Origin of the sequence: Arthrobacter sp. 9E16 (assembly GCF_002929435.1) — a bacterium.
Lineage (GTDB): Bacteria > Actinomycetota > Actinomycetes > Actinomycetales > Micrococcaceae > Arthrobacter_B > Arthrobacter_B sunyaminii.
Window position 1 is genome coordinate 1,241,718 of the sequence record NZ_PJIU01000001.1, and the last position, 13,177, is coordinate 1,254,894.

11 protein-coding genes are annotated in these 13,177 nt (G+C 66.1%); 7 read left to right on the plus strand and 4 right to left on the minus strand.

The window, feature by feature from the left end; translation table 11 throughout:
* Positions 1 to 71: 71 nt before the first annotated feature.
* Both CXR00_RS05960 and CXR00_RS05965 read left to right on the plus strand, forming a co-directional pair.
* Positions 72 to 872 (plus strand): glycerophosphodiester phosphodiesterase, encoded by an 801-nt coding sequence (locus CXR00_RS05960; protein WP_104053531.1) that lies wholly within the window; start codon positions 72 to 74, stop codon positions 870 to 872.
* 4 nt (positions 873 to 876) lie between these two features.
* Positions 877 to 1,986, plus strand: coding sequence for a glycerate kinase (locus CXR00_RS05965; protein WP_104053532.1), 1,110 nt, complete (start codon positions 877 to 879; stop codon positions 1,984 to 1,986).
* A gap of 12 nt (positions 1,987 to 1,998) precedes the next feature.
* Here CXR00_RS05965 and CXR00_RS05970 read toward each other — a convergent pair whose 3' ends face one another.
* On the minus strand, positions 1,999 to 3,312 hold the full coding sequence (locus CXR00_RS05970) for a uracil-xanthine permease family protein (protein ID WP_104053533.1): 1,314 nt from the start codon (positions 3,310 to 3,312) through the stop codon (positions 1,999 to 2,001).
* Between the two features lie 147 nt (positions 3,313 to 3,459).
* On the opposite strand from CXR00_RS05970, the gene CXR00_RS05975 reads away from it, so the two are divergent.
* Together CXR00_RS05975 and CXR00_RS05980 are read left to right on the plus strand one after the other, a co-directional pair.
* Positions 3,460 to 4,317: an SDR family oxidoreductase gene (locus tag CXR00_RS05975; protein ID WP_104053534.1), complete on the plus strand. Its 858-nt coding sequence runs from the start codon at positions 3,460 to 3,462 to the stop codon at positions 4,315 to 4,317.
* Positions 4,314 to 5,726 (plus strand): aldehyde dehydrogenase family protein, encoded by a 1,413-nt coding sequence (locus CXR00_RS05980; protein WP_104053535.1) that lies wholly within the window; start codon positions 4,314 to 4,316, stop codon positions 5,724 to 5,726. The genes CXR00_RS05975 and CXR00_RS05980 overlap by 4 nt, the downstream gene beginning before the upstream one ends.
* Before the next feature lie 78 nt (positions 5,727 to 5,804).
* On the opposite strand, the gene pgm is transcribed toward CXR00_RS05980, so the two are convergent.
* The 3 genes from pgm to CXR00_RS05995 all read right to left on the minus strand — a co-directional run bounded on the left by pgm (position 5,805) and on the right by CXR00_RS05995 (position 10,678).
* Positions 5,805 to 7,436, minus strand: coding sequence for a phosphoglucomutase (alpha-D-glucose-1,6-bisphosphate-dependent) (gene pgm, locus CXR00_RS05985; RefSeq protein ID WP_181032485.1), 1,632 nt, complete (start codon positions 7,434 to 7,436; stop codon positions 5,805 to 5,807).
* Between the two features lie 167 nt (positions 7,437 to 7,603).
* Complete coding sequence (locus CXR00_RS05990; protein WP_104053537.1) at positions 7,604 to 9,076, minus strand: peptide MFS transporter; 1,473 nt, start codon at positions 9,074 to 9,076, stop codon at positions 7,604 to 7,606.
* Between the two features lie 174 nt (positions 9,077 to 9,250).
* Entirely contained in the window at positions 9,251 to 10,678 is a 1,428-nt protein-coding gene (locus CXR00_RS05995; RefSeq protein WP_104053538.1) for an amidase, read from the minus strand.
* A 129-nt stretch (positions 10,679 to 10,807) separates the two neighbouring features.
* On the opposite strand from CXR00_RS05995, the gene CXR00_RS06000 reads away from it, so the two are divergent.
* The 3 genes from CXR00_RS06000 to CXR00_RS06010 all read left to right on the plus strand — a co-directional run bounded on the left by CXR00_RS06000 (position 10,808) and on the right by CXR00_RS06010 (position 13,116).
* Positions 10,808 to 11,125: a rhodanese-like domain-containing protein gene (locus CXR00_RS06000; RefSeq protein ID WP_104053539.1), complete on the plus strand. Its 318-nt coding sequence runs from the start codon at positions 10,808 to 10,810 to the stop codon at positions 11,123 to 11,125.
* Entirely contained in the window at positions 11,122 to 12,081 is a 960-nt protein-coding gene (pheA, locus tag CXR00_RS06005) for a prephenate dehydratase (RefSeq protein WP_104053540.1), read from the plus strand. Before CXR00_RS06000 ends, pheA begins: the two co-directional genes overlap by 4 nt.
* A gap of 63 nt (positions 12,082 to 12,144) precedes the next feature.
* Positions 12,145 to 13,116 (plus strand): DNA topoisomerase IB, encoded by a 972-nt coding sequence (locus CXR00_RS06010; protein ID WP_104053541.1) that lies wholly within the window; start codon positions 12,145 to 12,147, stop codon positions 13,114 to 13,116.
* Positions 13,117 to 13,177 lie beyond the last annotated feature (61 nt).

A 13,177-nucleotide genomic window follows, 5' to 3' on the forward strand; every position in this document is an offset into this window, starting at 1 on the left:
TCTAGGGCGGACGCAGCCCCAAATGGCATGCCTTTCCGGGCTGCAGAGGATTTCCCGGATAAAGTACGCGGGTGAGCTACCCCTACTTCAACGCCTCCGGCCCGCTGGGCTTCGCCCACCGCGGCTTTTCCCGGGAAGGCCTGGAAAACTCCATGCCGGCGTTCCGTGCCGCCGCCGCCCTGGGGTTCGGTTACCTGGAAACGGATGTGCGCACCACGCGCGACGGTGTACTCCTGGCCTTTCACGACGCCACGCTGGACCGGGTTGCCGGTGCCGGAGGTCCGGTGGGAAACCTCAGCTACCGGCAAATCCAGGCAGCCCGAATCGGCGGACGCGCATCCATTCCCACCTTCGAACAGCTGCTGACGGAACTGCCGGGGGTTCGCTTGAACGTGGACATCAAGGACGCCGCGGGATCGGCTGAACTGGCCCGCCTGCTGGACAAGCACGGAGCCCATGAGCGCGTGCTCGTCACCTCCTTCTCCGACCGGCGGCGGCTGGCGGCGCTGCGGATCCTGCGCCGCTCGGGCCGCCGGGCAGCGAGTTCAGCGGGCAGCGTTTTCACTGCGTTGACGGTGCTTCTGGCACCCCTTGGCCTGGCCGGACCGCTGGCGCGCGTGGGCCGCTACCAATGCCTGCAGGTGCCGGAACGCCAGGGTCCGGTCAAGGTGGTGACGCCGGCGTTCCTGCGCCGCTGTCACCGCGCCGGCCTGCAGGTGCACGTGTGGACTGTGAATGAGCCCGCCGACATGGAGCGGCTGCTGGATGAAGGCGTGGACGGCCTGGTGTCGGACCGCGCCGATCTGCTCGCCGAGATCCTGACGAAGCGTGCAGTCTGGCCGCAGCAGGATCCGGAGGGGATGGCAGGATAGGGGCATGCGCGTTCTCATAGCCCCGGACAAGTTCAAAGGTTCCCTTTCCGCAGTGGAGGCCGCCGCCGCCATGGCTGAAGGCGTGCTCGCCGTGTATCCGGAGGCGGACGTGATGCTCGTTCCGGTGGCCGACGGCGGCGAGGGCACCCTGGAAGCGGCGCTGGCCGCGGGTGCGCAGGAACGCACCGCCACTGTCCGCGGACCGCTGGGAGGAAACGTCACCGCCCTGTGGGCGCTGACCGGCAGCACGGCCGTGATTGAAACCGCCCGGGCCTCGGGCCTGATGCTGGTGGAACCCTCCGTGCAGTCGTCCCTGGCCGCGTCGAGTTACGGCAGCGGAGAGCTCATCCGCGAAGCGCTGGACGCCGGAGCGTCGGAGATTGTCCTCGGCATCGGCGGATCGGCCATGACCGACGGCGGTTCCGGAGCCCTTACCGCTCTCGGGCTGCGCATCCTTGATGCTGCCGGTAACCCGGTGCCGCCCGGCGGAGCAGGCCTGTCCCTCGCCGCCGCCATCGACGCCTCCGGCCTGGATCCCCGGCTGGCCGGAGTGCGGATCCGCATCGCCGCCGACGTCACCAATCCGCTCACCGGCAGCGAGGGTGCGGCACACGTGTTTGCCGGGCAGAAGGGAGCGGATGCCACCGCGCGGCTTCTCTTGGACGAGGCACTGGTCCGGTGGGGCGCACTGCTGCTGGAAACCACCGGCGTCGACGTCGATATTGCCGGTGCGGGCGCGGCCGGAGGCTTCCCGTCGGGGTTCCTGGCGTTCACCAATGCCACGCTGGAAAGCGGCTTCGACGTGATTGCCCTGCTTACCGGACTGGACACAGCGCTGGAAAAGGCCGATCTGGTGCTGACGGGTGAGGGATCACTGGATGAGCAGTCCCGTTACGGCAAGGCGCCGCTGTCAGTGGCCGAGCGCGCACGGGATGCCGGCATCCCGGTAGTGGCCCTTGCAGGGCGTATCACCCTGCCCCCGCACATCTTGGCCGGGTACGGTGTGGTGGCGGCCGTCAGCCTGCTGGACCTGGTGCAGGATCCGGCCGACGCGATGGTCCATGCCCAGCGGTGGCTGACCCGGGCCACCATTCAGGCGCTGGAAGGGGCTTAAGCTAAGTCCCGCCTAGCCCAGGCGGCTTGGTTTGGAGCCCAGGTCCTCGCCGGGCTCATCGGGATCGGTGCCGCGCCAGCGGGCAATCGACTGCATGCCGTGGAAGGCGATCAGGGTGGCGCCGGTGCCAAGGGCAATACCGCCGAACTCCACCCCGGCAACAACCCAGGTGAAGTTGGCAATGGCAACGATCAGCCCCAAACCGGCGGTGGACAGATTGATCGGGTTGGAGAAGTTCACCCGGTTGTCCACCCAGATCCGCACGCCCAGAATGCCGATCATGCCGTAGAGGATGACGCCGGCGCCGCCGAGGACCCCTCCCGGGACGGTGGCGATCATGGCGCCGAATTTCGGAAACAGGCTCAGCAGGATGGCAACGATGCCCGCGACCCAGTAGGCGGCGGTGGAGTAGACCCGGGATGCCGCCATGACGCCGATGTTCTCCGCGTACGTGGTGGTCGCCGAGCCGCCGCCGGAGCCGGCCAGGACCGTCGCGAGGCCGTCGGCCATCAGCGCCCGGCCGGCATAGGGATCCAGGTCCCGTCCTGTCATGGCCGCCACTGACTTCACATGGCCGATATTCTCCGCGACCAGCACCAGCACCACGGGCACAAACAGGCCGATGAGCGAGAAATGGAAGGTGGGGGAATGGAACTCGGGCAGCCCGAACCAGGCGGCATCGTTGATGGCCTGGAAATCCACTTCCCCCTGGACGATGGCGGCTATGTAACCGGCGACGACGCCGAACAGGATGGAGAGGCGGCCCAGGAAACCCCGGAACAGGACGGTCGCCAGCAAAATGGCCGCCACTGTGATGGTGGCGGTCAGCGGGCCCTTCTCGAAATTGTCCCGCGCGGAACCGGCGAGGTTCAGGCCAATGAGCGCCACGATGGTGCCGGTGACCACGGGCGGCATCAGGATCTGGATCCATTTGGTGCCGGCCCGCTGGACAGCCAGTCCCACCAGGAACAGGACGGCGCCGGCCATGATGATTCCGCCCAGCGCCCCGCCGGGCCCGTGCTGGCTGGTGGCCGCCGTGATCGGGGCTATGAACGCGAAGCTGGAACCCAAGTAGCTGGGCACCCGTCCGGCGGTGATGATCAAAAAGAGAATGGTGCCGATCCCCGAGAACAGCAGGGTGGTGGCCGGCGGAAAGCCGGTGAGCAGGGGCACCAGGAAGGTTGCCCCGAACATGGCCACCACATGCTGGGATCCGATTCCGATGGTCCGCGGCCAGCTCAACCGTTCATCCGGAGCAACGTACTCTCCGGGTTTGATGGTTTTGCCGTCTCCGTGAATCGTCCAGGCCGTACCGAATTTGCTCATTGAAGTGCCTTTCGAAGACCCGCGATTGGTTCGTGCAGAATAGTACCGGGCTATGACAGCTGGAGTGTTATGTTGCAAACCCCCTTATTTTACCGGAGGACAACCTGGCGGAGACTGCGGTTTCCGCCTGCGAACGGACGGAACAGCATGGGCATATCAGCAGCGGGCCGCACGGTCCTTGTAACCGGTGCGGCGATGGGCATGGGCAGGCTCTATGCGGAGCGGGCAGTGCACGACGGCGCTGCTCACGTAGTGCTGTGGGACCGCAACGCCGAGGCACTGGAGGCCACCGCGGCGGACTTGCGGGCCCTGGGCGGCAGCACCGTCCACCCTTATGCCCTGGATGTCAGTTCCGTGGCCGAAGTGACTGCCGCCGCCGAGAGTGTCCTGGCCGAAGCCGGAGTTCCCGACATCCTCATCAACAATGCCGGCATCGTCCGCGGAAAGTACTTCTGGGAGCATGACCATGAGGCCGATATTGATGCCGTCATGCAGGTGAACACGCTGGCTCCCATGCACATCACCCGGGCGTTCCTGCCGCAGATGATTGCCCGCCGCACCCCGGCGCGGATCCTGAACGTCGCTTCGGCGTCGGGCACCTTGTCCGTGCCGAAAATGAGTGTCTACACCGCCTCCAAATGGGCTGTCATCGGCTGGAGCGATTCGCTGCGGCTGGAACTGAATGAATCAGGCAATGGGCACGTTCAGGTCACCACCCTGATTCCGAGCTACATCAAAACCGGAATGTTTGCCGGCGCACGCGGCCCGCTGCTGACGCCGCTGATGGAACCGGAGTATGTGGTGGACCGTGCCTGGACGGCCCTGATGGAGGGCAAGGCCCGCATCCAGCTGCCCTGGACCGTGCCGCTGGGCAGCGCCCTGAGAGGTCTGCTGCCGCAGCCGGTATGGGACGTGGTGGCAGGACGGGTTTTCAAGGTGTACCAGTCGATGGACCATTTCACCGGACGTCCTGCCGCCCCTGCGGCAGCGGAGGGCAAGCGATGAGTGCAACAGCCCAACACGAGATCACGGGAGGCACTTTCGGTGCGTCCATCCCCTCCGTGGTGGCAGGGGTGCGCCGCGCCTACGATTCCGGGATCACCCGCCCGCTGGACTGGCGCCGAAAGCAGCTGCAGGGCCTGATTCGGCTGCTGACCGAGCGGGAAGCCGAGCTCAGTGCGGCGCTGGCGCAGGATCTGGGTAAAAACCCGCTGGAAGGCTACCTGACGGAAATCTCCATCACCGTCTCGGAGACTGAATATGCCCTCAGGCATTTAGTTCAGTGGACCCGCAGCACCAAGGTTCCCGTGCCGCTGGGCCTGAAACCCGCCTCCGCGAAGACCGAACCCCAGCCGCTGGGCGTGGTGCTGATTATTGCGCCGTGGAACTACCCGGTGCAGCTGCTGCTGGCTCCGCTCATCGGAGCGCTCGCCGCGGGCAACGCCGCGGTGCTGAAGCCTTCCGAGCTGGCGCCGGCCACCTCCCGGGCCATGGCCGAACTGCTGCCCCTGTATCTGGACCCGGCCGCCGTCGTTGTGGTGGAGGGCGGGCAGGAAGCGAGCACGGCGCTGCTGGCCGAGCGGTTCGATTCCATCTTCTTTACCGGCGGGGAGCGGGTGGGCCGCGTGGTCCTGCAGGCCGCCGCCCAGTACCTGACTCCGGTCACGCTGGAGCTGGGCGGGAAGTCACCGGCAGTGGTCCTGGACGGCAATTTCGCCGCCATCGCCCGCCGTCTGGTGTACGGCAAAATGCTGAATGCCGGCCAAACCTGCGTGGCGCCGGATTATGTGCTGGTCACCGAGGAGGCGGCACCGAAGCTGCGCAAGCATCTGGTGCGCGCCGTGGCCGAGCTGTTCGGCAAGGATCCGGCCAAAAGCCCGGACCTGGGCCGGATCATCAACGAGCAGCACTGGGACCGGCTGCACGGCCTGCTGGACAGCGGCACCATACTGTCCGGCGGTGGCGGGGACCGGAACTCGCTGTACCTGGAACCGACCATCCTGACCGACGTGTCACCGGATTCACCCGTGATGCAGGAGGAGATCTTCGGACCGATCCTGCCGCTGCTGACGGTGAAGGACCTGGACGAAGCCATCTCCTTCATCAATGACCGTCCCGTGCCGCTGGCGTCCTACCTCTACACGCAGTCCGCGGCAGCGCGGAAAACCTTTGAGGCCCGGGTGCGGGCCGGAAGCGTGAACCACAACGTAAGCACCGTGCAGCTGGCCGTTCCCGGACTGCCCTTCGGCGGTGCCGGAGCCAGCGGCACCGGTGCCTATCACGGCAAATACACGTTCGATACGTTCAGCCAGCTGCGCCCGGTGTTTACCAAGGGCACGGCCCTGGACACCTTGAAGGTGGCCTATCCGCCGTACAACGGGCTCAAACGGCGGCTGCTGCGCCGCCTGCTCTGACAGCCCTGGGGAAAAACGGAAGGGGACGCACCGGCCGGTGCGCCCCCTTCCGTTTACGACGGCTGTTGTTGGCCGAAGCTAGGAAATAACCCCGTCCACAATGGCCTTGGCTTCGGCCTGCACCTGGCGCAGGTGTTCCTCGCCCTTGAAGGACTCCGCGTAAATCTTGTACACGTCCTCCGTGCCGGAAGGCCGGGCAGCAAACCAGGCGTTCTCCGTGGTGACCTTCAGCCCGCCGATGGGTGCGCCGTTGCCGGGCGCTTCGGTCAGGCGTGCGGTGATGTCCTCGCCGGCGAGGGTGGTGGCGGTGACGTCCGACGGCGAGAGCTTGGCCAGCGCTGCCTTCTGCTCCCGGCTGGCGGGCGCGTCCACGCGTGCGTATTCCGGATCACCGAAGCGGGAGGTGAGTTCCCGGTACCGCTGGGACGGCGTCTTGCCCGTCACGGCGGTGATCTCCGAGGCCAGCAGGGCCAGCAGGATCCCGTCCTTGTCAGTGGTCCAGGCCTTGCCGTCCAGGCGCAGGAAGGAGGCACCGGCGGATTCCTCGCCGCCGAAGGCCGCGTCGCCGGACAGCAGCCCCGGAACAAACCACTTGAAGCCCACCGGGACCTCCATCAGGGTCCGGCCCAGGTCGCCGGTCACCCGGTCAATCATGGAGGACGACACCAGGGTCTTGCCCACCATGGCGTCCTTCGGCCAGCCCTCACGGTTCCGGTACAGGTAATCGATGGCGACGGCGAGGTAATGGTTCGGGTTCATCAGCCCGCCGTCGGGGGTGACAATGCCGTGGCGGTCGGCGTCGGCGTCGTTCCCGGTGGCAATGTCATACTCGTTGGCGCGCGCGATCAGCGAAGCCATGGCGTAGGGGGAGGAGCAGTCCATGCGGATTTTCTCGTCCCAGTCCAGGGTCATGAAGGCCCACTGCGGATCCACGTTCGGGTTGACGACGGTCAGGTTCAGGTTATGCCGTTCCGCGATGGCACCCCAGTAGTCCACGGATGCCCCGCCCAGCGGATCAGCGCCGATATGCAGCCCTGATTCGCGGATGGCGTCCAGGTTCAGGACCGAGGGCAGATCGTCCACGTAGTTCTGCAGGAAGTCGTAGGTTCCGACGCCGTCCGCCAGCCGGGCCTCGCCCAGCGGAATCCGCTTCACGTCCCGCAGCCCGTCCTCCAGCAGCTCATTGGCGCGGTTGGCAATCCAGTTGGTGGCTTCGGAGCCGGCCGGCCCGCCGGTGGGCGGGTTGTACTTGAAACCGCCGTCGGCAGGGGGGTTGTGCGAGGGGGTGATGATGATGCCGTCGGCCTGATCGGTGCGGCCGTTGTTGTACTTCAGGATGGCGTGGCTCAGTGCCGGGGTGGGGGTGAAGCCGTTGCGGGCATCAATGAGCACGTTGACGTTGTTCCCGGCGAGCACCTCCAGTGCGGTGTTCTGGGCGGGCTCGGAAAGTGCATGGGTGTCCTTGCCCATGAACAGCGGGCCGGTGATGCCCTGGCCGCTGCGGTACTCAACGATTGCCTGGGTGATGGCGGCAATGTGCGGCTCGTTGAAGGCGCCGTTCAGCGACGAACCGCGGTGCCCCGACGTCCCGAAGACCACACGCTGGGAGGGGTCATTCATATCCGGAGAGAGGTCCTGATAGGCGTCCAGGAGGGCCGTCAGGTCAACGAGGTCGGAGGGTTGGGCAACTGTGCCGGCGCGATTAGACATACCCCTAAGCATGCCAAACAATTGCCGCCGGCGGCAGAAGGACCGCCGGAACCGCGGTCTGCCCGCCGCCGGGATTGAACGCGGCGGCCCCGTTAAACGCAGGACGACGACGGCGGAAGGCCGCCGTCGTCGTTCTCCCGGTGGCTGGCACCGGGCCGGGGGAGTGCTTAGCGCACGCCGCCCATCAGCTTCTTGATGGCCGGGGTGCCGGCGGCCAGGGCCACGCCAATGACGATGGCCGTGATGCCGCTGAACATGAAGTAGCTGACCTCGGTTTCCGGGTCGTAGAACTGTGCCAGCCAGCCCGCAAGGGTGGTGCCCAGCGAGACCGAGAGGAAGAACAGCGCCACCATCTGGGTCCGGAAGATTTCCGGAGCCAGCTTGGTCGCCACGGACAGGCCGATCGGTGAGATGAACAGCTCGGCAAACGTGAACAGCAGCAGGATCCCGACGATGGCCAGCAGCGGGGTGCTGTTGGGGCCGCCGCCGGAGAACGGAATGAAGGCCAGGAAGGCCAGGCCCATGACGGCCAGGCCGAGGGCGAACTTCAGCGGGGAGGACGGCTGGCGGTTGCCCAGCTTGGTCCACACACCTGCGAAAACGGCAGCGAAGATGATGATGAAGATGGGGTTGATGGACTGCACCCAGCTCGGCGGCATCTCCCAGCCGAAGATGCGGCGGTCCAGGGAGGTGTCAGCGTACAGGGCAACAACCGTGAACTGCTGCTGGAACAGGGCCCAGAAGGCGGCGCTGGCAATGAACAGGGGCATGAAGGAGTACACGCGGCGGCGTTCGAGGGCGCCGACCTTCGGGCTGCGCAGGATGATCACAAAGTAGGCGATGGAGGCAATGATGGCCACGGCGGCCATCACCACTGCAAGATTCTCCGCCTTCAGCAGGCCAAAGATCACTGCGAGGGAAATGATCACCACGGCACCGGCTGTAACGCCGCCCATGACGCCGTACTTGCTGCGCGGCAGCGGGTTGGTTACCTGGTGGGCTGCCTCGGGCAGGTACTTGCGGGTCATTCCGTACTGGATCAGGCCGATGGCCATGCCGATGGCGGCCAGGCCAAAGCCGTAATGGAAGCCGAGGCGGACCTGGAGAAGACCGGTGAGCAGTGGTCCCACCAGCGCGCCGAGGTTGATGCCCATGTAGAAGATGGAGAAACCGGCGTCGCGCCGTTCATCCTTCTGCGAGTACAGCGTTCCGACGAGGGAGGTCGCATTGGCTTTGACACCGCCGGAGCCGAGGGCAATCAGGATCAGGCCGGCGGCCAGGCCCACGGCGCCCGGAAGGACAGCCAGGGAGATGTGGCCAAGAACCACGATCGCGGCGGAGTAGAAGAGCACGCGTTCGGATCCGAGGACCCGGTCTGCAAGCCACGCACCAACGATGGTGGACAGGTACACGCCACCGCCGTACGCGCCAACCAGCGACGTGGCAACGGCAATGTCGATGCCGAGGCCGCCGTCGGTGACCGAGTAGTACATGTAGTACAGCAGGATGCCCTGCATGCCGTAGAAGGAGAACCGTTCCCACAGCTCGACGCTGAAGAGGTTCGCCAACATGCGGGGATGGCCAAAGAAGGACTTGCGGGCCGGCGTGGCGGCTGAGGTGCTGGGATTAGAACTCACCATTGCATGTTCGCACCGGAATATGTGCGCCTTGAAGGGGTAAAGGGTGAATTCTCCCGTATCTAGGGGCCACTATGCTTACGAAACGTGACAAGTCTCACCAGGATTGCGCGCCTGACCTGCACTGTTACGAGGCGGAGCGCCGGACATTCTCAAATGCTGCGATAAGATTCTCCGTCACTTTTCCAGCTGGGCGGCGACGGACAGGAGCTCTGCCTCGCAGCCCGGGCGTCCGATCAGCTGGATTCCCATAGGCAGCCCGTCCTCGGTCCGGTGGGTGGGAAAGGTGATGGCCGGCAGCCCGCATACATTCACCATTGACGTGAAGGGGGAGTATTGGCACTGCAGGTCATAGTCCCTGAGTCCCTGCGCGTCGCCCTCAAGCGAACTGTCCCAGTACCAGCCCACCGGGCGCGGAGTCTGACCCAGCGCCGGAGTCAGAATCATGTCGTAGGCGCTGTAGGCGCGGATGGTGTCCTGCTCGAAGCGGCGCAGGACATCGATTGCCGTAACCAGATCCGCCGCGGACCGCTGCTGTGCCCTGCGGCGCACGGCGGCCGTGATCGGCAGGAGCCGCTCCTCGCCGCCGTCCGGCAGTTCGAGGGTGGACAGTCCGGCGGTCCACACGGTCTGGAAAGCGTCCGGGTAGCGCTCGTCGTAGCTCAGCTGCGCCTCCGTGACATCATGTCCGGCGCCGGCCAGCGCTTTGATGCCGGCCTCCAGTGCCTGTATTGCCTCCGGGTCCAGGGTGATTTCCAAGCGGGAAGAAAAGGGGGAGAGGGTGCTCACCCCAATCCGGAACCTGCCCTCCGCACGTTGGGCAGCGGCAAGGAAACTTTCCCCGGCCGGTGCTGCGGAGGTTGCATGAAAGTTTGGCTCTGCAACCATGGCGTCCAGCAGCAGAGCGGCATCAGCGGCAGTGCGGGCCAGTGGTCCGGCCACCACAAACTGGCCCAAATCGGACTGCCCGGATCCGGACGGGACGCGTCCGCGGTTGGGTTTGAGGCCAACCAGTCCGGTGGCGGCCGCCGGAATACGAACTGATCCGCCGCCGTCGGTCCCGGGTGCGAAGGGCAGCATGCCGGCGGCGACTGCCGCGGCGCTGCCTCCACTGGAGCCGCCGGGGCTGAGTGCGGGATCGAGGGGGTTGCGGGCCGGAGGTCCGATCAGGTTCTCGCTGTAACTGCTCAGGCCAAATTCGGGGACCTGCGTCTTGCCCAGGCTGATGGCGCCGGCCCGGCGCAGCACGGCGGGAAGCGGGCCGTCCGTTTCCGGAACATAGGCAGGCAGTGCTGCCGTTCCCAGCGTGGTGGGAACCCCGGCGACGTCGGCAAGGTCCTTGTGCGCAAGCGGCATCCCGTGGAGCAGTCCCAGCGGCCGGCCGCGGGCAAACCGTTCATCGGCGGCGGCGGCGTCCTTCAGTGCCGCTTCCGGGGTGGTCAGCAGAAAGGCGCCCAGAGCCGGGTTCAGCTCCTCGATCCGGGCCAGGAAATGCTCTGTCACCTCACGGGCGCTGATTTCACCGGCGGCAAGGGCATTGCGCAGCTCCAGCGCCGTAAAATCCCGGAGTTCTCCGGATGAAACGGAATGAGGTTGATCAGGCATGTGACCTCCGGGGGCGGGAATATTATTTTCCGGGCAGGGCTCCCACTATAGGCTGGGAGGAAGAAGACCCCGGGGACTGCTGACGGCACACCGCCGCAGCTCCCCTGACCCGAGGACAGGAACCGGAAAATGGAAAACGTATCGGTTGACGCCATCAGCAGCGGCGCCAAGATCCTGGACGTGCGCGAAGACTATGAATGGGAAGCCGGCCACATCGACGGCGCCCTTCATATTCCTTTGGATTCGCTGCCGGACCGTCTCGATGATCTTGATCCGGACACGGATCTTGCCGTCATCTGCCGCAGCGGCGGACGCAGCGCACGGGCAACCGCCTGGCTGGAGTCGCACGGCTACTCGGCCGTGAACGTTACCGGCGGCATGGGCGCCTGGCTGGAAGCCGGAAAGCCGATGGTCTCGGACAACGGTCAGGATCCCACCGTCGTATGAGTGCTTCGCTCGGCGCCGGCTCCGGTGTCACGGACTCGGTGATCTACACCTATCTTGGCCCCGAAGGCACCTTCACCGAAGCCGCCCTGCTGCAGGTGCCGGGAGCGGAGTCGGCGGAGCGGATTCCCTCCACCAGCGTCAGTGCCGCGTTGGAGATGGTGCGCAGCGGGCGGGCGGATGCCGCCGTCGTGCCCATTGAAAACTCCGTGGAAGGCGGTGTCAGTGCCACACTGGACGCCATTTCCGCAGGGGAACCGCTGCGCATCCTGCGCGAAATCCTGGTGCCGATCACCTTTGTCCTGGCCGCCAGGCCCGGCCTCGCGCTGGCCGACATCGGCACCGTCTCCACCCACTCACACGCCTGGGCACAGTGCAGGAACTGGGCCGACGCAAATATTCCGCAGGCGGAATATTTGCCTGCCTCCTCCACGGCTGCGGCCGCGGTGGGCCTGCAGGAGGCGGAGCCGGGGTACGACGCCGCCATCTGCTCGCCGCTGGTGGCGCAGCGGCTGGGTTTGTCCGTGGTGGCCGAGGACATTGGAGACATCACTGATGCCGTCACCCGTTTTGTCCTGCTGAGCCTGCCCACTTCCCTGCCCGAGCCCACCGGGGCGGACAAAACCACCCTGGTGGTGCCGCTGCCCGAGGACCATCCCGGGGCCCTGATGGAAATCCTGGACCAGTTCTCCGCCCGCGGAGTGAACCTGAGCCGGATTGAGTCCCGTCCCACCGGATTGTTCCTCGGCGATTACTTCTTCAGCATTGACGCGGACGGGCACATCTCCGACGCACGCATGGCCGACGCCCTCAAGGGGCTGCACCGGATCAGTCCGAACCTGAGATTCCTGGGTTCCTATCCCCGGGCGGACCACCGCGAGCCTGAGGTTCCGCGCCACAACACCGATGAAGCGTTCCGGCGCGCGGACGTCTGGCTTGAGGGGCTCCTCAGGGGCTAACCTCTCCGCAAGGCATTACTGTGCCGACCGGCACTGCGAAGGCGGGCAATAGGGAAGGGCACTGTGCGGCTGCGGCGAAGCAACTGTGAGCATCCGGGGTACTCCCGGCGAAAGCGCGGGCGGGGTTTCAGTTACACCGGGCTGCGCGGGGACCCGCTGACCGAACGGGAAACCCTGGAGCGCATCCGCTCGCTGGCCATACCGCCGGCCTGGGCCAATGTCTGGATCAGCCCGTACGCCAACGGGCACATCCAGGCCACCGGCACCGATGCGGCCGGGCGGCGGCAGTACATCTACCATCCCTACTGGCGGGAGCTGAAGGACCGGGAGAAGTTCGACCGGTCCCTGGCCTTCGCCCAGTCCCTGCCGGCCGCCCGCAGGCTGATTACCAAGCACCTGCGCACGGACGGGGCCGGACCGCAGCGCGCCTACGCGGCGGCTCTTCGCATTGTGGACGCCGGAGCCCTGCGGATTGGCGGGGAACGCTACGCGGAGGTCAACGGGTCCTACGGCACCACCACTCTGCGCGTTGAACACGTTTCGGTGCAGGGGGATGAGGTGCGGTTCGACTTCCCGGGAAAGAGCGGGCAGGAATGGCACACCCTGATCGAGGACCCGGACCTGGTGGCTGCCCTGAAACCCATGCTTGCCCGTCCCGATCCGGACACCGCCCTGGCCTACGAGGGGGCCGACGGCACCTGGCACAGCATCGCCGCATCGTCGCTGAACGACTTCCTCAAGGAGGTGACCGGAGGAGACTTTACGGCCAAGGATTTCCGCACCTGGCAGGCCACCGTGGTGGCCGCGATGCATCTGGCCCGGGCCTTTCCCCTGGTCTCCACCAAAAGAGACAAGCAGAAAGCCGTCACTGCCACGGCCGTGAAAGTGGCGGAACATTTGGGCAACACGCCGGCGATCGCCCGCAAGTCCTACATTGACCCGCGGGTGGTGGACCGGTTTTTCGACGGGGAAGTCATTGCCGTGGCCGGATTCTCCGCCTCGGAGACGGCGGTGCGCCTGATGCTTACCGGCTAGGTCCCCGGCCGGCGCCGGGGCCCGCTTTTCCCGTTCCGGTGTTCGTAAGTATGCTGATGTT